This window comes from Flavobacterium sp. Root901 (assembly GCF_001429765.1).
Classification (GTDB): domain Bacteria; phylum Bacteroidota; class Bacteroidia; order Flavobacteriales; family Flavobacteriaceae; genus Flavobacterium.
This window is the reverse complement of the sequence record NZ_LMJB01000007.1, coordinates 518800-540536: the sequence shown is the minus strand read 5'-3', so window position 1 is coordinate 540536 and position 21737 is coordinate 518800. Positions and strand designations below refer to the sequence as shown.

The following is a 21737-nucleotide window of genomic DNA, read 5'->3' as shown; positions in this document are numbered from 1 at the left end:
TCGGGGAATCTTCAGACAGTGGACATCAGCAGTATAGTAAAATCCAATGAAACCCTGACCACCCTTACCAGTAACGGTGCAGGATCTTACACCTACAAAAATGAGCTTGGCACTAATGTGACTATTGATGTTCTTGGTGATGTTGCCTCCAATTTTAGTACAATTGCCAATACACCATCKGTTAAAAACCTGATCCAGGCTATCTCGATGCAGTCGTCCGGCAGTGTGGTTTTCRATGCGGGCACGAACGTTTTCAGTTATACTGATGCGTCGGGGAATCTTCAGACAGTGGACATCAGCAGTATRGTAAAATCCAATGAAACCCTGACCACYCTTACCAGTAACGGTGCAGGTTCATACACCTACAAAAATGAACTTGGCACAAATGTGACTATTGATGTTCTTGGTGATGTTGCYTCSAATTTYAGTACAATTGYCAATACCCCATCGGTGAAAAACCTGATCCAGGCTATCTCGATGCAGTCATCCGGCAGTGTGGTTTTCGATGCGGGCACGAACGTWTTCAGTTATACTGATCCATCGGGGAATCTTCAGACAGTGGACATCAGCAGTATAGTAAAATCCAATGAAACCATTACAACTCTGTCGCAAAATGTAATTACAGGAGCTGTGACCTTCACTAATGAAGCCGGCACTTCTGTTACATCTCAGGTTGTGAGTGCAGATGCAGGGAATTTACTAACGGCAGGTGCCGATGGTGGAGGGTTTATCGATAATTCAGTTATTAAAGCCAATGAGACAATTACAAGCCAATCGCAAAATTTAAGCAGCGGATCGATAACTTTTACTAATGAAGCCGGCACTTCTGTTACTTCTCAGGTTGTTAGTAGTAATACGGGTAATTTAATTACAGTAGGTTCTGATGGAGGAAGTTTCCTAAATGATGCAGTTATCAAAAATAACGAAAGTACAACGATGCTTTTGCCACTTGTAACGTCAGGAAATACCATTGCAGCTTATACTAATGAAACAGGTGTTGCGGTAGATATAAAGGAAACAATTACATCTTTAAAAGATGTGGTAACGCAGAATACAGATCCCTTTGGGCAATTGGTTAATATTCATACTTTGACCTATGTAGACGAAACCAATACAGCAACCCCGATTGATTTGTCGTTATTAGTAAAAGGAACTGAAACACTTACGTCATTACTATATGACGGTGCTAGTCATTCATTGATTTACAAAGATGAAAAAGGAGTTTCAACAGAATTTAACATGGTCGATTTAATCGGCGATACTCAATCATTGACCAAATTAGAAGTAAATACAACTGACAAGACCTTAGACTACATTGATGAAGATTCAAAACTTCACCAGCTTAATATTGAACCTTTAATAAAAGAACCATGGTTTGGCACAAGTTCTAATGTTGGAGCGACATCAAACACAGAAAATATTTATACCAATGGATGGGTTGGAATTGGGTATAACTCTCCATCTGCTGCTCCAAATGAAAAGCTGAGGGTTAATGGAGCGATTTCTACGGTTAATACCTATTATGCAGATTATGTATTTGAAGATTATTTTAAAGGCTTTTCTTCCATAAAAGAAGACTATAAGTTTAAACCTTTGTTTGAAATAGAAGATTATATTAAAAAATACAATCATCTTCCCGGTATAACATCAATAAAAGAATTAGAGAAAACAAAAAATGGGTATTCATTCAATATGTCTGAGTTATCAATTCAATTATTAGAAAAAACCGAAGAGCTTTATTTACATATTATTGAGCAAAATAAAATAAATGAAAACCAACGAAAAGAAATTGAATTAAAAACTAAAGAATTGGGTGAATTAAAATTAGCCGCTGAAGCAATGAATTTTCGTATTGAAAAACTGGAAAGACTCATTGCAGAAAAATTAATAGATAATTAATTGAATCTTACAGCTCATCAGAAAGTAATACCAAGAATCAACACATTCAGACTTAAATTATAAGATTATGAAAATAAAATTAAATAAAAAACAAGTAAATGTTTTAATGATGCTCATCAGTTTTTTTAGTTTCTTTACTCTTTCTGCGCAAATAGAAAATACAAAAATAAAAGATGGTACTGTAAGTACCAGTCCACAAAAAGCAATGTCGGGAGCTATTCTTGAATTAGAAAGCAACAATAAAGGCATGCTTATGCCGCGATTGACTACGGCACAGAGAGATGCCATTCCTTTGGCTAACTTGACCCCGGGGCTTCTAATATTTAATACAACAACAGAGTGTTTCGATTTTTGGAACGGTATTAATCAGTTATGGTTTAGTCTTTGCGGGACACTTCCTCCAGCAGCATATAATATAGCAGCAGGCGGATGTTCTAAAATAGAGACGTCCGGGACTTTTAAGCAAGGAGTCGCACTCGCACAGTCTAATTTTATGACAATTCCCGTTACAGTTACTCAAAGAGGAACGTATTCAATTTCTGCAGTATCAATTGGAAGCGGATATTATTTTGTAGACAACGGCAGCTTTCCAACCCCAGGGAATTATGTTTTGTATTTAAAAGGTGTTGGTACTCCTAATAGGGGATATCCAGGAAATCCCGGTGACCCAGGAGATACCTTTAATATTAATTTAGGACAGGGTACTGTCTGTTCAACAAATATCTGGGTGGAAGAATCACATGTAGATTATACACTAGATTGCGCAAGTAAAAATATATTAGGAGATTATTTCGCCGGTGTACCATTAACATCATCTAATAAAATTACTTTGCAGGTTGATCCAGCTGATACAAACGGTCCAAATGCTTTTTGGAGTATTAATACCAATACCTTGAATGGATATTCTTTTAAAGGAACAGGTACATTTACAGGCACGGCACCTCAGACAGTTGAACTTTTTGGTACCGGAACACCAGTCTTATCTGGAACAAACAATTTTACTATTTCATCTAATGCTGTCTCCCTGGGAACGTGCTCGCCAGTTACTGTTACTGTTGCTCCCGTAGGGTATACAATCGATTGTTCAACAGCAGTGGTAAACGGAAACTATATGCAGGATGTGGCATTAAATTCCGGCAATACTATTACTTTGCCTGTTAATGTTACAGCGACCGGGCAAACTACTTTAAGTACTAATATAGTTAATGGTATTTCTTATTCCTCGGGATTAGTTACTTTAAATACTCTTGGTCCTCGAAATATAATTTTGACCGGATCAGGGACTCCTGCGGTTCCCGGGACAACTGCTTTGACATTAACGGGAACTCCGGGAGCAGCATCAAATTGTTCGTTAAATATTGCTGTAGCATCGCAGCCTGTAACGTATACTACAAATTGCTCAGGCATTACTACCAGTGGAAGTTATGCGCCTGGTATTGCCATGACTGCCGCCAATACTATGACCATTCCCGTAAATGTAACTTATGTAGGAAACTATTCTATTACAACAAATACAGTAAATGGTGTCAGCTTTTCAAAAACAGGTACATTTTCATCTACCGGAGCACAAAATGTTGTTTTAGAGGCGACCGGTACTCCTATTTCGGGCGGGAATTTTTCCTATGCAATTTCTGCCAACAGTACCAATGGAAGCACATCTTGCAGTAAAATTGTAAATTATGTATTTCGTACTATGAAAGTATTAGGACTGGGAGGAGGTATTTACCAGCCCGCTTCTGCCGGAACCGGAGATGTTGCAAAAGCGATACTAAATTCAACAGCTAATTTTGGACCAACAGGAACATTGCAGGTACAAGGTATCACATTAATTGATGGAGCTTATGGTTTTGGTACTACACTAAAAAATTTAATAAACAGTAATAATATTGATATTATTGTTGCTGGTTACAATTATTATCTTGATGCAGCGACCATTGCAGTTTTAAATGATTTTGTTAAAAATAAAAAAGGCGTACTGATTTATTCTCAAAAAAGCCAGACAGCTGAAGAAGCTAATTTAAGCAATGCAATTTTCGGTACCTCTTCCATTGCATTTACCGCAGCAGGAGCAACATACACAAATCCGATTCTAAATGTTTCCGATCCTATTTTAGAGGGACCGTTTGGCTCTATTAAGGGACTTTATACAGGGACTGACTATACCAATGCGCATTTTGCTACAAATCTGCCGGCAAATGCTAAAGCGTTGGTTACCCAGCAAGGAGATGCAACACGAGTATGGTCCTTTAAACACTCTACTTTGGGATTTATGTTTATCGGTGATTCAGGATGGATCGGGGGAAATTCTACAGATGCAGGAACGTACTATTATCCTTCAAAAGTTACTTCAACTGGTCTGCCCGTACCGAAACCTTATAATGGAGGGATTTCAGTTCAAAACAGTATTTTTTATGCTAATGCAATGGCTTGGGCGATTAAATATGCTCAGGAAAACATCAATTCCAGTTATGTAATTCCATAGTGAATTGATTGGAACTATTTGATTGTTTGTTCATATTAATTTTTACAACTAAAAATTATGATTAAGATCTGTATTAAAGCTACTATTTTGTCTTTTTTTTCTACCCTTGGAACTTCAGGACAAACTGTTAATGTTGGTGATCTCGCAGTAATGTCCAATACAAAATTTTCAACTGTATCTGATTTCGTGAATAAAAAATCAGGAAATTTTTCAAATGACGGCAGTTTTCTGGTTTATTCAAATTTTTTAAATGATGGATTGGTCACCTATAGTAATTCCAGTAACGGGAAAACACTTTTTATTGGAAGTAAAAAACAGTTAATTGATGGTCAATCACTCACCCACTTTCAGGATGTTTTATTTGATAATCTATCGGAATCCAGCCCTTTTGATCTGAATAATATTATCGTTATAGGAAATAGCGTTGAATTCAAAAGGGGAATTGTGAATGCTAAGGGACTGGACAGCGCTATAATTTTTGATCAACAAGCCACTCATTCAGGAGCAGGAGATTTGAGTTTTGTAGATGGAAAAACAGAAAAAAAAGGCACATCAGTTTTTGAATTTCCTGTTGGGGATAAAAACTTTTACAGGCCTTTATACACTGGATCAGGGTCCGATGCCAATACGGTTCTAACTACACAATATTTTTTTGAAAGTGCAGATAGTCTTTATCCTTTTACTAACAAGGATGATTCAATTTTAGCTATTAATGATGCTGAATATTGGAAAGTCACACAAGATAAAGGAACAGGAAAAACTATTCTGAGCCTGACCCTTGACAAGGATACTACTCCAGCTTCATTTTTGGAAAAAAGTGATCAAAAGGAGCTGGCAATACTCCGCTGGGACAGTACGCTATTAAAATGGATAAATGAAAAGGGTACTGTAGAGGAGGATTCTCTTCAGGGAGGAAATTATTCAAAATTAATAACTGCGTCTGTTGCCGGATATGGAATTTTTACAACGGGATTTGTTAAAAAAGCACCTTCTATAATAGATGAAGACCTCATTATTTACAATGCATTATCGCCAAATGGAGATGGCATAAATGACAGTTTTCATATTAAAGGAATTAATAAATATCCAGATAATAATGTACAGATTTACAACCGCTGGGGAGTTAAGGTATTTGAAGCAGATAAGTATAATGAGAACGACATAATGTTTAGAGGATATTCAGATGGACATGACACATTTAAGAGATCACAAGGTCTTCCTGCAGGAACTTATTTTTATATTTTAAAATATAGTAAAGGAACTGCAGTGGTTGAAAAGTCAGGATATTTATATATAAGCAGTAAATAGCTTCTAAATATTTAATTAAAATTTATTAAATAATTTCTTACAAAATAAATACAACAGAATATAATATTAATTTATACACTATGAGGACAAAATTATTTTCTTTTGTTTTGGTCTTTACAGCTATTGTCAGTTATGCACAGCAAGATGCGCAGCTGACTCAGTATATGTACAATACAATTATTATTAATCCTGCTTATGCCGGGTCTCGTGATGTTTTGAGTGTCTGCGGGCTGTACAGGTCACAATGGGCAGGTCTAGACGGAGCGCCTAAGACAAGTACCTTTTCTATAAATGGACCTATTAATAAAAGTAGTTTAGGAATAGGAATTTCCTTTATTAATGATAGAATAGGACCAACAAACGAAAATAATCTTTCTGCCGATTTATCATATACAGTCAGCACTTCGGAAACATTCAAACTTTCATTTGGAATTAAAGGATCGGTAAATTTATTCAGCTTAGATCTCAGCAAGCTTAATCCAGATATTCAGGATGACCCAGAATTTCAAAATTTCAATAACAAATTTTCCCCCAATGTTGGAGCTGGAATTTACTTGCATTCTGATAAGGCATATATTGGGTTCTCTGTTCCGGGCTTTATTGAAACCAATCATTATAATGATAATGACACAGCTATTTATAAAGATAAAATTAATTATTACCTAATAGGAGGTTATGTATTTACTATTGATCCGTATAAAACTATGAAGTTTAAGCCGGCGTTTCTTTTGAAGATAGTAGAAGGCGCCCCATTACAGGCAGACTTATCGGGAAGCTTCATGTATTTGGATAAATTTGTTCTCGGAGCAGCTTATCGGTGGGGTGCATCAATTTCTTCAATGGCCGGTTTTCAAATTAATGATGCCCTTTATATAGGGTACGGTTATGATTTTGATACTAATAAATTGAGTAATTATAATTCAGGATCACATGAAATTTTCCTTCGTTATGAATTCTTTAAACAGAACAGAAGTCCAGTTCGATTTTTTTAAAATACTATATTAATGATTTTAGTTTTATTAACATATCAAAACATTTAAATAAAATGCAAAACACCAAAGCCGCTGCCGAAAGAATACTTAATTATTTAATATTAATAATAACATTAACCAGATTCCTGGATTTTTTAGTCTTAAAGTGGTGATATGGAGTTATGGACTGCTAAAAGTGAATGAATTTATGAATTCTTACAGAATTAGGAATTGTAATTGTTGAGGAGCTTTTTAGAACAAGAAATGGCATCTATATTTAATAATAGAATAAAAGGTTTTTATTTCTGTTTAAGTTTAAAAGATATGTGTAGCTATATATTCTTGAGGGGTTTCGCCAAATTTATTTTTAAAATTTCGGTTAAAGGTAACTCTGCTGTTAAAACCTAAATCCAGATAAACTTCTTTTAAAAGGATATCTTTATTTTTTTGATTTTTGATTTCTTCTTTGAATGCATTTAAGCGATAATCATTAACGTAAGTTTTAAAATTGTTTTTTGTGCAGTAGTTGATTGCTGTTGAAATTTGAAAAATATTTAAATTAAGATCCTTTGCCATTTGTTCTAAATTGTATTCAGCATTTCTCCAAGGCTGTTTTAAAACCATATGTTCTTCTATTCTTTCAAACAAGGATTTGTAAGAAGTATTAGTGACAACTAATTCAGATTTTTTTATAATAGTTTCGGCTCCTGTCTTCTCCTTGTTTTGTAGAAATGAATGTATTCTCTGGCAGGCCATTATTTCAGTATAAAAATGTAATAATAAAAAAAGCAGCCCTAAATTAAAAGCTATTACACATACCATAAATGCATTTTCATAATTCAGATTTCCATATTTAGTAACAAAATAATGATTTTGGATTTTACTTAAGGGAAACACCAATAATGTACTTAGGGTAAGGATTATGGTTTGTTTTAAATTAAAGAATAAGTAAAATGCCCAAGGAAATAAAAGAGTATTAAGAAAAACGTAATAAATAAAATTATGGCTGAAAGTGCCATAAACCAAGTCAAAAATTAGAAAAAAAATACAGCATATACGTGCCATCTTATCAAAATTGTAAGGGAAATGAAAATGCAAAAAATAGATGGTGCACAGCATTGCAATAGCAATGGAATCAATAAATAGGACCGTATAGTTATCAAAATAAAAATTTATTACAGCCAAAAATAACTGTCTCATAATAATTAGTAAGATATAATACCTTACAAAGTCAAATTTCAGTTCACTTATTTTAATTTCCATGTAGTATTTTTTTTAACCAAAGATTCAAAACAAAGGTTCAAAATATTTTTTTTATAATTAAATGTGTTTAAATACAGCGTTTTATTAAAATGATTCATGATATTTTTATTATGAATCACTTTGTGTAAAAATAAATATTTACTTCGAAATTCAAAATATTTTAAAAGAATGGAATCAGTGTCGTTTAAATAGAAGAGAATTAAAAAAATAAATTATGAATAAAACCAAATCAATAAAATTAATTTTAGCCTTATTGTTTCATAGCGCGTTATTCTCACAAGTGGGTATTGGAACTGTAACTCCTAACGCAGACTCTATTCTGGATTTAGATTCAAACAATAAAGGATTAATGCTGCCCAGAGTAGCGGCAGCAGACAGGCCAGCCGCAAACGCGGTTAATAAAGGAATGTTTATTTTTAATCTGACAACCGGCGCAATTGAATATTGTGACGGAACAGTATGGATCTCATCTTTATCATTTCCTACAATTTATAATGCGAACGGAACAATTGGATCGGGGAGATTGGTAGCTATAACAGACAATATAAATTTTGACAGTAACACTTTTTATATAGACGGTACAAATAATAGAATTGGTTTAGGCACCGCTGCGCCCAATACCAGACTCGAAATTACATCAGGAATCACTAATGCGTCCGGTGTTAGACTTACAAATTTAATTGCGGGATCAGGTACAGTCAGCACTGGAGAACCTATAGGGGTGGACGCGGTTGGAAATATTATAAAAGTTGCGTCATCAAATTCAAATTTTAGTTCCAAAGTTCCTTTAACAATTACAGGTACAGCCGCTAATCCGACAAAGGCTGCTGTCAAACAAAATGATTTTATAAGATATCGCGATCTTGGAAATAATGAGATCGAAGTAGATTTTATGTATTCAGCCAAATCCGCGGCTGGGGCCGCTGCCGGAACCGGAGATTATCTTTTTACATTACCCGGCGGACTGTCTTTCAACTTAACAGAACAGCCTGCTTACACTGCGATACCGCCGACAGCCGAAGACACCTTTGTGTATTCAGTCGGAAGAACAAGAAGCGCAAATTGGTTTGTAAATTCATATAATTCAGCAGCATACATAGTTCCTTATAATGCAACACAATTCAGGATAATAACCACTGAGGGAACTGGTTCAGGTTATCCGAGAGCAATACAGTCGAGTTATGGAATAGATTATCCTAATAATGCCTACGGCGGGAGATTCAAATTTGTAAAACAATAACAATATTATTTCAGGATCCTGCCTTATTTGATATTTGAATAATCAAAACTGCCTCCTGGAATCTGCAAATTTTGAAATGTATGTTCTTATACCCTTTGAAATATTAGCCCCTAAATCAAATCCTCAAAAAAAATTAAATGAAAAAAAACTTTTTATCTTTCGGCATATTGGCTGTTCTTTTGTCTGTTGTTTCTTGTAGTGATAAAGACGATGCTGCTTCGCAGAGAGTTCATTCAGCACATAGTGATGAAAAAACTTTTACAAATTTTGTTTCCGGCAGTACAGAAACTGACCGGCTGCAAAGCCGGGTCCCAACTGATTTTGCTGCTACAGGTTTTTATGCATTACCCAATACAGTTCTAAAAATTAAAGTAGAATTGGTAAGCGGCACCCAGCTTCCTGTTTTAATTATAGGCACATATTCTCGTTACAGAGATCAAAATGAAGGCAATGCTCAAGAGGTAAAATTAAATGCGGGTGAAAATATTGTGGAAAATATTACGTATGGAGGACTTTTGTACATTCGTATGGGAGGAAAATCATTTTCAAACAAAGCAAAGGTGAATTTTATCTCGGGACATAAAAAAGCACCCTATTATAAATTAGGGGAAACTACAGAAACAAACTGGGATGAACAACTCACGACCTTTGCAGATGCACCGGATGTAATACTGGAATCTGAAAGAACCATGATGGTTATGTCACGTGCCCATGCTCTGGAATACCGCTTGGAAGACCAGGGTGAAATATTAAAAAAAGCAGATGAAATAATAAATTGGGAAGACGATATCAGCGGACTTGACGGATCATTACCTGTTCACGAAAGATCTGTTTTAAAACACCTAATGACGGAAACAGATAAAGAGGATCCCTATATGTTTGCTACAAATTACAGAACAGCATACAATTTTAAAGATGGGTGCGAATTTCCTTTTACTAAAAAACTCTACAGCAAAGACGGCTGGGGTCCCTGGCATGAAATTGGGCACATGCATCAGCAAACATGGACATGGTCTGGACTAGGAGAGGTTACAGTTAATATTTACAGCTTAATGGTTCAAAGAAAACTAGGGTTTCCGAGCAGGCTTAAAACAGAAAAGAACTGGGAGAAAAATATGGATGTATATTTTGCAAAAACTGTAAGAGACTTTAATACAGATTCTGATCTGGGTCCGTTTGGCAGACTATGTATGTTTCAGCAATTGTGGCTTGTTTATGGTGATACTTATTTTCACAAGCTCCATAAAATAACCAGAGAAGAAAAACCCGCTTTTGCAGACAGTGATGCGAAAATGAGGTACTGGATGCTCACTACATGCAAAATTACAGGAAATGATTTAACTGCATTTTATAAAAAGTGGGGGCTGCCTGCACCAGCAGCAGTATTTGATGAAATTAAATCAATGAATCTTCCAATCCCCATCGTAGAACCTTCAACTATGAGAGAATAAATAAAAAAATACATCAATAAACAATCTCAGCTGGGAGATTGTTTATTGATTCGAATTCTATTTATTAAATGATAAAATAGCTGCTGTTTTACTAAAATCAATTCTTTTATACACTATTACAATATATCACAGATCATGGGAGCGGATTTGATTTTGAAGTTTTTCATATATACCATATTAGAATTTAAAAAACAAAATGCAGCATTTAAAATAACCTACAAATCAATGAAAAGGATATTATATTTTTTTGTGCTTTTTTCTCTACAATGTTTTGCTGGCAATCCTCCGCCTCCCGGACTTGAGGATCCGACACCGGCTGGGGCACCGATTGATCAAATTGATATTTTCTTGTTTATTACAGCCATTATTCTGGGGGTATATTACACTTTTTGCAATAGTAAAAAATGGTCCCCTGCTAATAATATCAATCGGATTTTAAGCATAGTTTAAATAGTAATAATAATATAACAGAAAACGTATCTATGAGAAGTAAAATAATTTTAGTATCTATTTTTGTTACGATCCAAGGTTTCTCCCAGGTTTATATTGGCTCAAATACACAAGTTTATGTCAAGAATCAGCTATTGTACGTAAAACAAAATATTGATCTGGCTTCCAATTCCAATCTTTATTTAAGAAACAATTCCCAGCTGATACAGGGTACGAGCGGGCTTTCCACTAATACTGGAACTGGAGTTTTATCTGTTTACCAGGAAGGAACATCTGATAATTTTGACTACAACTATTGGTGCTCTCCCATAGGTAATACTGTTTTATCCTCCACAAATAATAATTTTGGAATTAGTCTCCTATACCAGCCTATTAGTGCCACACTTTCAAATTCCGCTTCTTTACTGCCGCTTGGAAGTTATGACGGATTAGCAAATCCGTTAGCAATAGCGTCGCACTGGGTTTACAAATTGACCGCGGCAAATAATTATTCTCAGTGGGTTCAGGTAGGAAGTACTTTAACAATTGCTCCTGGTGAGGGGTTTACAATGAAGGGAACCAGTGGTATTGACAATACAGATCCTGAAGGAACTGGAATCGTAAATAATCCCGGTACAGGGGCACAGCGATACGATTTCAGAGGAAAGCCTAATGACGGCAATATAACAGTCAGTGTTGGGGCAGGTAATGCGGCAACTTTAACAGGCAATCCCTATCCCTCAGCACTTCACTTAAATGCATTTCTTCTTGATCCTGCAAATAATGCTGCTGCCGGGATTGCATATTTTTGGCAGCAGGACAAAAATGTCAATTCACATTTTCTGTCTGCTTACAGGGGAGGTTATGCTGCATATGCGCCGGTAAGTCTGGGGTCAAGCGGTATATATACTGCTGCCGCATATCGTTCTTATAATAGCGACGGGACTGTAAATGCAAATCCTTCAACAGGCACAAGTGCTGCTGTGGCAAGAAAATACCTGCCTATAGGACAAGGATTTGTTATAAATGGAGTATCGAATGGAGCAGTAACCTTTAAGAATTCACATCGAATATTTTATCCCGATGGAGGGAGTTTTTCAAAATTTGAAAAACCTGTAAAAGCGTTGAGTACAAATATGAAAGTAAAAGATGAAGCAGTTACTCCTGTTTCGCATTTTAAAATGAATGTCATCGTAAATAAAGAGTTTACCAGACAGCTGGCGTTAGCATTTATTCCTGAAGCAACAGATGGCGTAGACAGGGGAATAGACGCAATAAATATTGACGCTGCTCTTCCTAATGATGTTTCTTTTTGGATTGACAATGCAAATTACGTGATTGAAGGGATTGATTTTGATTTGTCAAAAAAGATTCCTCTCAGTGTAAAAGCCGAAACAGACGCAACTTTTAAGTTCTACATTTCGGAAATTATAAATCTTGAAGGTTTAAAGCATGTTTACATTTACGATTCTATGGATATGTCTTATCATGACATTAAAAATGAATCTTATGAGGCGCAAGTTGGCAAGGGTAAATATACAGATCGTTTTAAAATAAGCTTTACCAGTCAAACATTAGGAACAGACGATAATGTTAAACCTGACTTTTACATTATTCAGGATAATAAAAATCAGGTTTTAAAAGTGTTAAACATCAATAATGTGATACTAAAATCGTTTACACTTTTTGATATTAATGGACAAATAGTGCTTTCTGAAAATGATTTACCTATTGATCAAGATTACAGTTTTTCAACCTCAGATCTAAGTTCTGGATTGTACATTGCTGCTTTAATCAGGGCTGATGGCAGTAGAGTTCATCAAAAAGTGATTATTTCAAAGTCTGATAACAGAATTGATTAAAATAAAAATTAATTAAGTTTAGAAATGGGTTGATAAAACTTATCAGAATAAGATCCGCTGATTGCTGTTTAACGAAGTACTTATTATAATAAATGATAAAAAGCCGGAAAGTGATTTCAGGCTTTTTAGTTCTAATATTTTGCTCTCCTTTATAATTGTTAACAACCCGAACCTACACTCAGGACAGCTGCATTTTACTCAGTTGTATTTTCTCTAAAAGTTATATGCTGAAATTCTGCCACAAAACTAGCAGCATGTCGTTTATATAATAGAGATAAGGGAATTTAAAAGATAAACTTTGAATAAGGAGTTTCAGTAAAAAAGACATTAAAATATGTAAAGAGTTTAGAACAGGTGACCGGCGGAGTTCGTCTGGGGATTCTTTTCCAATGATTTAGTAATTACCATTAGCTTTTGTGAAATAAACAGTATCAACCCAATGGTTTACAAAGTAATTTTCATTTAAGTTTCTTCATTGTTTTTTTAACATTGCAAAGAATGTCCATCAGATGTAAGTAATTATATTTGAGTAAGGAAATATACCAAAAACAATCAGCAAATCTTTCAAAATGGAAAAAGCAATACAACTAAAGGTGAGAAAAGATTTGGATGCCCGTCAGCATCATACGATTCTTAAACTCAAAGGCAGCCTTATTTCAAAAGGGTATACCGAGATTATCCATATCCTGGACCAGGATGAGGAATTTCATATCAATAGTTTTGAAACGGCCGTCGAGAAGCGCAATGAAGTCCAGCAGTATATTGCAGCATTTATAAATTCTGAGAATCTTTCCGATACAGTGTCACTAAAGTAAGTTACAAGTTCAGGAGAATACCAATGACTGTAATTTTTCGTTTCTGAGGTATTATTGTTACATTCGCTTTAAAGATGAATTGCAAAAGAAATATAAACTTTTGTGAAAAATACCTATGGGAACGGAGAACTTTATTACACTTTCTGAGCTGAACTACCAGATCCATCAGGCGGTTCATGACCGTTTCAAAGGACTTACCTATTGGGTAGCGGCCGATGTGACCAGTCACACCTTCAAGGCAGATAAAAAAATCCATTACTTTGAGCTGGTGGAGAAAGGGGAAAAGAACAGTGCCATAACCGCCAAGATTATGGGCAAGGCATGGGGAGAGGGAGCGGTTCATTTGTCTGATTTTGAAAAGAAAACCGGACAGCGTTTTACCAACAACCTTCATGTACTGGTAAAGGTTAATGTGGATTATCATGCCCTTTATGGATTGTCTGTAAATGTACTGGATATAGACATTAATTACACGCTCGGTGTTTTGGAACAGCAGCGTAATGTTACCCTTAAAAGACTGGAAGCCGATAATGATTTTATCATAAAGACCCCTGAGGGATATTCCACGCTGAACAGTCGTCTGAAACTCCCGCTGGTCATCCAGAGGGTTGCTGTTATATCAGCCAGCAATTCCGCGGGCAATGAGGATTTTCGTCATACACTCCAGCATAATGATTTCGGATATGCCTTTCAGATTGATGATTATTATACCGTTGTGCAGGGAGACAGCAACGCAAAACTTTTTTTGGATAAACTCATCGAAGTATACCAGAGCGGCATCCCATACGATGCCGTGGTTATTACAAGGGGAGGTGGCGCACAGTCCGATTTTCTGATTTTCGACAATTACATCATAGGACGGGCAGCAGCGAAATTTCCAATCCCCATCATAACAGGGATCGGACACCAGAAAAATGTAAGTATTACAGATTTAATGGCGCATACCAATACCAAAACACCGACCAAGGCTGCTGAATTTATTATTGCTCATAACCGGAAATTTGAATTGGGTCTGCTTTCGCTTCAGCAGCATATTGTGATCAGGTCACAGCAGCTGTTCCTAAACCAGTACAAAGAGCTGGAAGTGCTTAAAAAGAATATTTCACGCAGTTCAATTGAACTGCTGATGCAGCACAAAGACAGGCTTTCTGATGCAGGGCAGAGACTGGCGGGTAATGTCAAAGACATACTCCATGAGAAGAAACAGCAGCTTGCCTTGATTTGGCAGGGGACAGCCAGCCAGACGCAGCATCTTATCAAGCGCCGTCAGAACGAAATGAATTTTAGTAAAGCAAACCTGAAACATTTTACGGCCGGGTACCTTAAAACCAGAAATCTGAACCTGGATCATATGCAGAAAAGCATCAGGATGATGTCCCCGCAGAATATCCTTAAAAAAGGATACGCTGTTGTGAAAGCCGGCGGAAAAATTACCAGCAGTACAAAACATATACAGGAAGGAGAGCAGATAGAAGTGATCCTGCACGACACCATACTTAAAAGCACCGTTATAAACAAAATACCATATGATGGAAGAGACACTGACCTATGAAAAGGCCTGGAATGAGCTTAGCGTGATTTCCAGGGAAATAGAAAATGAAACCATTTCTGTAGATGAACTTGCCGCTAAAGTGAAAAGGGCATCGGAACTTATCGCTTTCTGTCAGGGCAGGCTTAAGGCAGCCGAGACCGAAGTGGGAAAAATTATTGACGGTATGGAAAATCAGCAGGATTCCTAAAAATGACCGCATTGCAGCAGATAATCCATTGTAAAAGGTGTTTATTTCCATGGTTTATACCATTTGCTTTGCGAATTATCTTTTTTCATTCTCGTCCTCAAAACTTTCCGGTCTGTTTTTATTTTCAAAAATACCGGCAGCAGGTTCACCACCCTGCATGTCGTGCTGAAAAGGGTCCGGTGCGGTTTTCAGGCTTTCCTGCAGGCTTAAGAGTTCGGAAGATGAAGCATTCTGGGGCAGATTTTCTTCAGGTGCGGCAGTCAGAAAACGAAAAGAGAAATCAATCGGCTTTTCTTTTCCCATTTCAAAAAAGTACACCTTGTACTGGCTTTTCCCCTGGTCAACAGTCTGTATCTTTCCTTTGTTCCAGACCGGGTGCATTACCAGATCACCTTCTGAAAAGGCAGTATCCCCGGCATTTGCGGAGGCTGCAGTGGACTGGGCGGCCTGCAGGATTTCAGCGGAGAGTTTTCCCTTACGCACGTAAAATTCTTCCTTGATTTCAAAAAGAAACCTTGAAGGGTATTTATTGAGACCGGTAGTAAAATTAAAGCCTTCGGAGTCTGTCATATAGAACCTTTTCTCGGCTCTGGTAACTGCTACGTACATCAGCCTTCTTTCTTCCTCAATGGCGCGTTTTCTTCTTTCCTTGATCGAAAGCGCACTGGGAAGCACCCCTTCTGTAAAACCGCACAGGAATACGTATGGGAACTCCAGTCCCTTGGAAATATGTATGGTCATCAGGCGCACCTTGTCCTGATTTTCGGTATCCTTATCAAGATCGGTATAAAGGGAGACCTCCTGAAGGTATTCGATAATATTAAGCGGACCGTTGTTTTCTTTTTCCAGCAGCATCATAGAGCTTACCAGTTCCTTGATGTTTTCCAGTCTGTCCTCATCGCCGTCCTTTCGGTAGAGTTCGGAAAGCCCGCTTTTGTCCAGTATGATTTTAACCAGGTCCGAGATGGAATTGTTTTGGGCGTCTTTTTTTAATTCGGCAGCAAGGCTTAGAAAATCTACAGCGCCTTTTTTATTAAGCTCCTTATCTTCAATGTTATTTTCTAAGGCATTGAGCAGTGAGAGGTTTTGTTCGCCTGCCAGAAGACTCAGTCTTTCCAGAAATTTTTTGCCCAGTCCCCTGGAGGGATGGTTGAACATGCGCAGGAAAGAGAAGTTGTCTCCCTGCACTATCAGTCTTAGCAAAGACAGTACATCCTTGATTTCTTTACGTTCAAAAAAGCGTACGCCCCCAAAGATGGTATAGGGGATGTTATCCTTGATGAGGGCCTGCTCGATATTCCGAGAGAGATGGTTTGAACGGTAAAGTATGGTGATATCAGAGTACGAAGCGTTTTCCGTTTTCAGGATTTCTTTAATTTCCGAAGCCACCCACAGTGTTTCCTCAAAGTCATTTTTTCCGTGAAAATGCACCACTTCCACACCTTCGGGATTATCGGTCACCATATCCTTGTCTACCCTTATCTTGTTGTTTTTAATGATATGGTTGCCTACTTTGAGGATATTGGGCGTAGATCGGTAATTCTGGTTCATAATGATGGTCTGAGCTTGTGGGAACATCTGGTCAAACTCGACAAGATATTCGGGTTTTGCCCCGCGCCATTCATAGATGGTCTGGTCGGGATCCCCTACCATGAAAAGATTCTGGTGCACACGCGAGAGCATTTCCACCAGATGGAACTGGCTCTCGGAGCTGTCCTGGGCCTCATCGACCTGTATGTAATGCAGGATCTGCTGCCATTTTAAAAGCACATCGGGATTACTGTCCAGAATAAAGGCGGTAAAATGGATCAGGTCATCAAAATCCAGGGCATAATTGCGTTTCTGTTTGTCGAGGTATTTCTGGTAGACCTGACTTGAAAGCGAGTCCTTTTCATCCGGCACGAAACTTTTGTTCTCAATCATATAACCAAGATAATCCGAAGTGCTTTTCTGTCTGGAGATAAAACGCAGGACCTGTTTGAAGGTCAGGTTTTTGGAATTGATCTCCAGTTCTGTGAATACGTCCCTGAGGATGGTTTTCTGGTCTTCGGCATCCAGTATGATAAAATTCTTGGGATAGTGTATTTTATTGATTTCCTCACGCAGGAACCGTACGCAGAAACCATGGTAAGTGGTAATAAAGCTTACATCGTAAAGATCGCCGATCAGCGCCTTGACACGTTTTTTCATTTCCTGGGCCGCCTTATTGGTAAAAGTCACGCACAGAATATTGGAAGAATTGATGCCAAGCCTGTCCACAATGTAGGCAAAGCGGGAGGTAAGGGCTTTTGTTTTTCCTGATCCCGCACCTGCAATAACACGAACATAGCCTTCAGTGGTTTTGACTGCCTGAAGCTGTTTGGGGTTGAGGTTTTCTAAAATCGGATCGGTCATAACAGGGAAAAAGATTAAATATAATTAAATGCGCTGCTGCTTATGAAGATAACCTTCTAAAAAAATAATTGAAAGAAGGGAAAGTTGTGCATTTACAAATTTATGGAATTAATTCAAATACGGTATGTCCAAAAGGGCAGGAGAATAAAAAAATGACAATACGGGCAGTATCAGGTCTGCCTGACCTGCCTGAAAGTGAGATTGATCCTTGGCAGCACCGGCCTTGCTGTTTTGGGGACCTGATGTTCCCAATACGTATTGGTGTTTCCTGCCATAAGAAGGAAAGTGCCGTGATGAAGCGGGATTTCTATCGGCGGTATATGTTTTAGTATTTTATGGCGCAGGCGGAAGATACGTGTTTCGCCAAAAGTAACCGAAGCAATATTCATGTTTTTATTGCTCGATGAGGTTTTGTCACTGTGCCACCCCACGCCGTCGCCGCCGCTGCGATAAAGGTTCAGCAGCACGGCGTTAAACTGTATCCGGGTTTCCTGCTCTACACGCTCGCGTACAGCGAGCAGTTCCGGGGGCCAGTCGGGATTGGATTTACGTTCCGGCCTGCTGGAATCCCCATACCAGGCAATCATACGCGGGGCTGTGACTACTTTATCGTACATGGGCATTTCATATTCCCGCCAGTGAGTGGTTCGATATAAAAAATTATAATAGTGATCGGATTCTTCCTTATTAAAAAAATTATCGATCAGCAGCAGCTCTGCGTCGGGCACATCAAATATTTTTCTGCCCCCGCTGCCTGATGAGAAAATTTCGGTGTCATCAAAAAGCATCATTTTTTTCACATTTTAATTGGACTTGTTTTTATTTCAGCTGTTCATCTTATGCCTTGGAATATTGATTTCATGTTCCTGCGGATAAGGGGCGCGGTGGGTCATGCTGATATCTTCGCGGAGTTTCTGCTGCATTTTGTACTTCCAGTCGTTCTCATGCGCATACCGGGGGTCCGGGATAAAAGGCATTTTTGCCATTTTGACAACGGTGATGGTCGGGAAATGGTAGTCCACCTCTACATTGCCCAGCAGCAGGTAACAGCCGCCTCCCTGGAAAGGGTATTCCTTTAAGCTTCCCGTGAAATGCGCCGTATCAAAAAGTTCACCCTGGGCATCTATCCAGGTGCCGAAATACATGGCGCCCATTTTTGTCGGCACGTGTTTGCGCGAGATCAGATAGGCGAGCATACGCACCTGTTTTTTGTGATGTTTCAGCAGGTCTTTTGCCATTACATCCCCCCTGAAGCTGGTCTGCAGCAGATCAAAAGGGGAACAGGTGACCGGAAATCCGATAAATTCAATTTCATCAAAGGCATCCTCAAAAGAAGAGCGTTCCAGCACCGGCAGTTTGAATTCTTTGGCAGGCTCCTGGAGCAGTTTAAGGTTCCGGTCCCCGGGCTTGAAATTTACCAGCAGCAGACGCGCGGTAATCAGCAGTTCATTTTTGGATCTGCCCGTAAAACGAAAGGCCCCGATAAAAATCAGGATCTGGATGCTTTCAATGCCTGCGGGCACACGGTTGATAAAATCTTCCAAAGACTTGTATTCTCCATTAGCTTTACGCTCTTCTTCGATAAAGGAAGCTGTTTTATATTCCAGTCCCTGAAGCTGCATAAAACCCAGATAGATATCACGGCCGTAAAGGGCGGTTTCATAGGTGCTTTTATTGACGCAGGGATTGTGTATGGATGCCCCTGACATCCTTGCTTCGTGTACATAGACTTCAGTTCGGTAAAATCCGCCCTGGTTGTTGATCACGGCGGTCATAAACTCTATGGGGTAATGTACTTTGAGATAAAGGCTCTGGTAGCTTTCCACAGCATAGGATGCAGAATGCGCCTTACAGAAGGAATATCCGGCAAAGGATTCGATCTGGCGGTAAATTTCCTGGCTGAGCTGCAGGGGATGTCCCTTGGCGGCACAGCATTCAAAAAAATGGTCCCTGACTCTTTGAAGGGCTGCTTTTGACCTTCCTTTTCCTGACATGGCACGGCGCAGGATGTCCCCGTCGGCAGCCGGAAGCCCGCCGTAATGCTGGGCGATTTTAATTACGTCTTCCTGATACACCATAATACCGTAGGTTTCTCCAAGCTGCTGTTTAAAAACAGGATGGAAATACTCAAATTTATCAGGGTTATTGTGGCGGTAGATATATTCCTTCATCATTCCGGACTGCGCCACACCGGGTCTTATAATGGAGGAAGCAGCCACCAGGGTCTTATAGTCACTGCATTTTAAGCGCCGAAGCAGGCCTCGCATGGCGGGGCTTTCAATATAAAAACAGCCGATTGTCCTGCCTCTTGAAAGGAATTCGTTGCAGGAAGGCTCATTCTTGGAAATGGAGGTATCCCGTATATTGAGGCGTATGCCGCGGTTTTTCTCAATGATTTTTACGCTCTCGTCAATATGGCCGATCCCCCGCTGGCTTAAAATATCAAACTTTTCAAGCCCGATCTCTTCGGCTGTATGCATATCAAAGAGTGCAATAGGAAAACCTTTCGGGGGCATTTCCAGCGGGGTATAGCTGGTAATGGGTTCTTCCGATATCAGAATGCCGCAGGAGTGCATGCTGCGCTGGTTGGGGTATTTTTCCAGGAGCATGCCGTACTGCTGCACCTGACGCACCACCTTATTGGTCGGGTGCAGGTCCATGGGATTTTTAGCCAGCGTATCGAGTTCTTCTTTTGGAAGCCCGAATACTTTGCCTACTTCACGGAATATGGAGCGGTATTTAAATTCCACATTGGTGCCGCAGAAGGCTACATGATCGGCGCCATAGCGCGAAAATATATATTCAAGGATTGCATCGCGCTCTTTCCACGACCAGTCAATATCGAAGTCTGGCGGGCTTTTACGGTTAAGGTTCAGAAAGCGTTCAAAATACAGATCGAGTTCCAGGGGACAGATATCGGTAATGCCCAGGCAGTAGGCTATTATACTGTTGGCACCGCTCCCGCGTCCGATATGCATAAAGCCCCGGGTGTTACTGTAGCGTATGATATCCCAGGTAATCAGGAAATACCCGCTGAACTCCAGCTGGTCAATAATTTTAAGCTCTTTGACCATTCTGGTTTTGGCTTCCATGTTGTCCTTTCCGTAACGCCATTCCAAACCCTGCCGGGCAAGAATGGTCAGCAGCTCGATGTCGGACTGCCGGCTCTGGGTATAGTATTTTTTATTTTTAGGCGTCTTAAAATCAAATTCAAAACCGCACTGTTCTATCATACGGGATGTATTGGATAAGACAGCAGGATAATCTGCGTACTTTTCCGTGAGAGACTCCAGGGGCATCATGATTTCACTTTCCCTGCAGTGGTCGGAAGCAGTAAGTTTTGAAAGGATAATATTGCGGTCCACGGCGCACAGTATCCTGTGCAGGTTGTATTCGGTCCTTGTCCTGAAAGTCACGGGCTGCAGTACGGTCATTTTAGGTATTTTATTCTTCCATGCCGGCATTGCCAATTTAGTTATTTCATGAGGCCTGATACCGATGAATTCATTTTCCTTTAATGCTTCAGGGGCGTTTTCCATGGTATAGATAAAAAATGCATCTTCAATTTCAGGCGCACATAAGGGCAGTGGAGTGCCGTCAAAATTATGATCGGTCAGAAAACGGTTCATCCGGGCAAAGCCCCGGGCATTTTTAGCCAGGCCGATATAACGCAGTTCATGCCCGCAGCGGAATTCCATGCCCGCTAAGGGCTTTATGGCTGACGCCTCACATTCTTTGATGAATTCATAAATCCCTGTAACGGTATTAATGTCGGTCAGCGCCATGGCCTTAACACCGCAGGAAACGGCCAGCTGCACCAGTTCTGATACAGGGATAGTGCCGTAGCGCAGGGAGTGGAAGGAATGGCAGTTGAGGTACATGGG

15 protein-coding genes are annotated in these 21737 nt (G+C 39.0%); 11 read left to right on the top strand and 4 right to left on the bottom strand.

The window, feature by feature from the left end; genetic code table 11:
- The 4 genes from ASE21_RS21870 to ASE21_RS15475 form a co-directional block, all read left to right on the top strand.
- On the top strand, positions 1 to 1899 hold a 1899-nt coding region (locus ASE21_RS21870), incomplete at its 5' end, for a hypothetical protein (protein ID WP_157848784.1).
- 67 nt (positions 1900 to 1966) lie between these two features.
- Complete coding sequence (locus ASE21_RS15485; protein ID WP_057123586.1) at positions 1967 to 4381, top strand: hypothetical protein; 2415 nt, start codon at positions 1967 to 1969, stop codon at positions 4379 to 4381.
- 57 nt (positions 4382 to 4438) lie between these two features.
- The gene (locus ASE21_RS15480) at positions 4439 to 5689 is read left to right on the top strand and encodes a gliding motility-associated C-terminal domain-containing protein (RefSeq protein WP_057123585.1); all 1251 of its coding nucleotides are present in this window, start codon (positions 4439 to 4441) and stop codon (positions 5687 to 5689) included.
- A gap of 80 nt (positions 5690 to 5769) precedes the next feature.
- The gene (locus ASE21_RS15475) at positions 5770 to 6681 is read left to right on the top strand and encodes a type IX secretion system membrane protein PorP/SprF (protein ID WP_057123584.1); all 912 of its coding nucleotides are present in this window, start codon (positions 5770 to 5772) and stop codon (positions 6679 to 6681) included.
- A gap of 294 nt (positions 6682 to 6975) precedes the next feature.
- Here the strand turns inward: ASE21_RS15475 and ASE21_RS15470 are convergent, their stop codons facing one another.
- Positions 6976 to 7923, bottom strand: coding sequence for a helix-turn-helix domain-containing protein (locus tag ASE21_RS15470; protein ID WP_057123583.1), 948 nt, complete (start codon positions 7921 to 7923; stop codon positions 6976 to 6978).
- Between the two features lie 214 nt (positions 7924 to 8137).
- On the opposite strand from ASE21_RS15470, the gene ASE21_RS15465 reads away from it, so the two are divergent.
- The 7 genes from ASE21_RS15465 (at position 8138) to xseB (ending at position 15459) form a co-directional block, all read left to right on the top strand.
- A complete protein-coding gene (locus ASE21_RS15465; protein WP_057123582.1) occupies positions 8138 to 9163 on the top strand; it encodes a hypothetical protein in 1026 nt (341 codons plus the stop codon).
- Between the two features lie 137 nt (positions 9164 to 9300).
- Positions 9301 to 10614, top strand: a complete 1314-nt coding sequence (locus ASE21_RS15460; RefSeq protein WP_057123581.1) for a M60 family metallopeptidase — start codon at positions 9301 to 9303, stop codon at positions 10612 to 10614.
- Between the two features lie 135 nt (positions 10615 to 10749).
- Complete coding sequence (locus ASE21_RS15455) at positions 10750 to 11064, top strand: hypothetical protein (protein ID WP_057123580.1); 315 nt, start codon at positions 10750 to 10752, stop codon at positions 11062 to 11064.
- A gap of 32 nt (positions 11065 to 11096) precedes the next feature.
- Positions 11097 to 12905 (top strand): T9SS type A sorting domain-containing protein, encoded by a 1809-nt coding sequence (locus tag ASE21_RS15450; protein WP_057123579.1) that lies wholly within the window; start codon positions 11097 to 11099, stop codon positions 12903 to 12905.
- 569 nt (positions 12906 to 13474) lie between these two features.
- Positions 13475 to 13720 (top strand): hypothetical protein, encoded by a 246-nt coding sequence (locus ASE21_RS15445; RefSeq protein WP_057123578.1) that lies wholly within the window; start codon positions 13475 to 13477, stop codon positions 13718 to 13720.
- Positions 13721 to 13835: 115 nt separating this feature from the next.
- On the top strand, positions 13836 to 15272 hold the full coding sequence (gene xseA, locus ASE21_RS15440) for an exodeoxyribonuclease VII large subunit (protein WP_057123577.1): 1437 nt from the start codon (positions 13836 to 13838) through the stop codon (positions 15270 to 15272).
- Positions 15247 to 15459, top strand: a complete 213-nt coding sequence (gene xseB / locus ASE21_RS15435) for an exodeoxyribonuclease VII small subunit (RefSeq protein WP_317039148.1) — start codon at positions 15247 to 15249, stop codon at positions 15457 to 15459. Before xseA ends, xseB begins: the two co-directional genes overlap by 26 nt.
- Before the next feature lie 75 nt (positions 15460 to 15534).
- Here xseB and ASE21_RS15430 read toward each other — a convergent pair whose 3' ends face one another.
- The 3 genes from ASE21_RS15430 to ASE21_RS15420 form a co-directional block, all read right to left on the bottom strand.
- On the bottom strand, positions 15535 to 17853 hold the full coding sequence (locus tag ASE21_RS15430) for an ATP-dependent helicase (RefSeq protein ID WP_082603489.1): 2319 nt from the start codon (positions 17851 to 17853) through the stop codon (positions 15535 to 15537).
- Positions 17854 to 18023: 170 nt separating this feature from the next.
- Positions 18024 to 18644, bottom strand: coding sequence for an alpha-ketoglutarate-dependent dioxygenase AlkB family protein (locus ASE21_RS15425; protein WP_057123575.1), 621 nt, complete (start codon positions 18642 to 18644; stop codon positions 18024 to 18026).
- Between the two features lie 33 nt (positions 18645 to 18677).
- Positions 18678 to 21734 (bottom strand): DNA polymerase III subunit alpha, encoded by a 3057-nt coding sequence (locus tag ASE21_RS15420; RefSeq protein WP_057123574.1) that lies wholly within the window; start codon positions 21732 to 21734, stop codon positions 18678 to 18680.
- Positions 21735 to 21737: the final 3 nt, after the last annotated feature.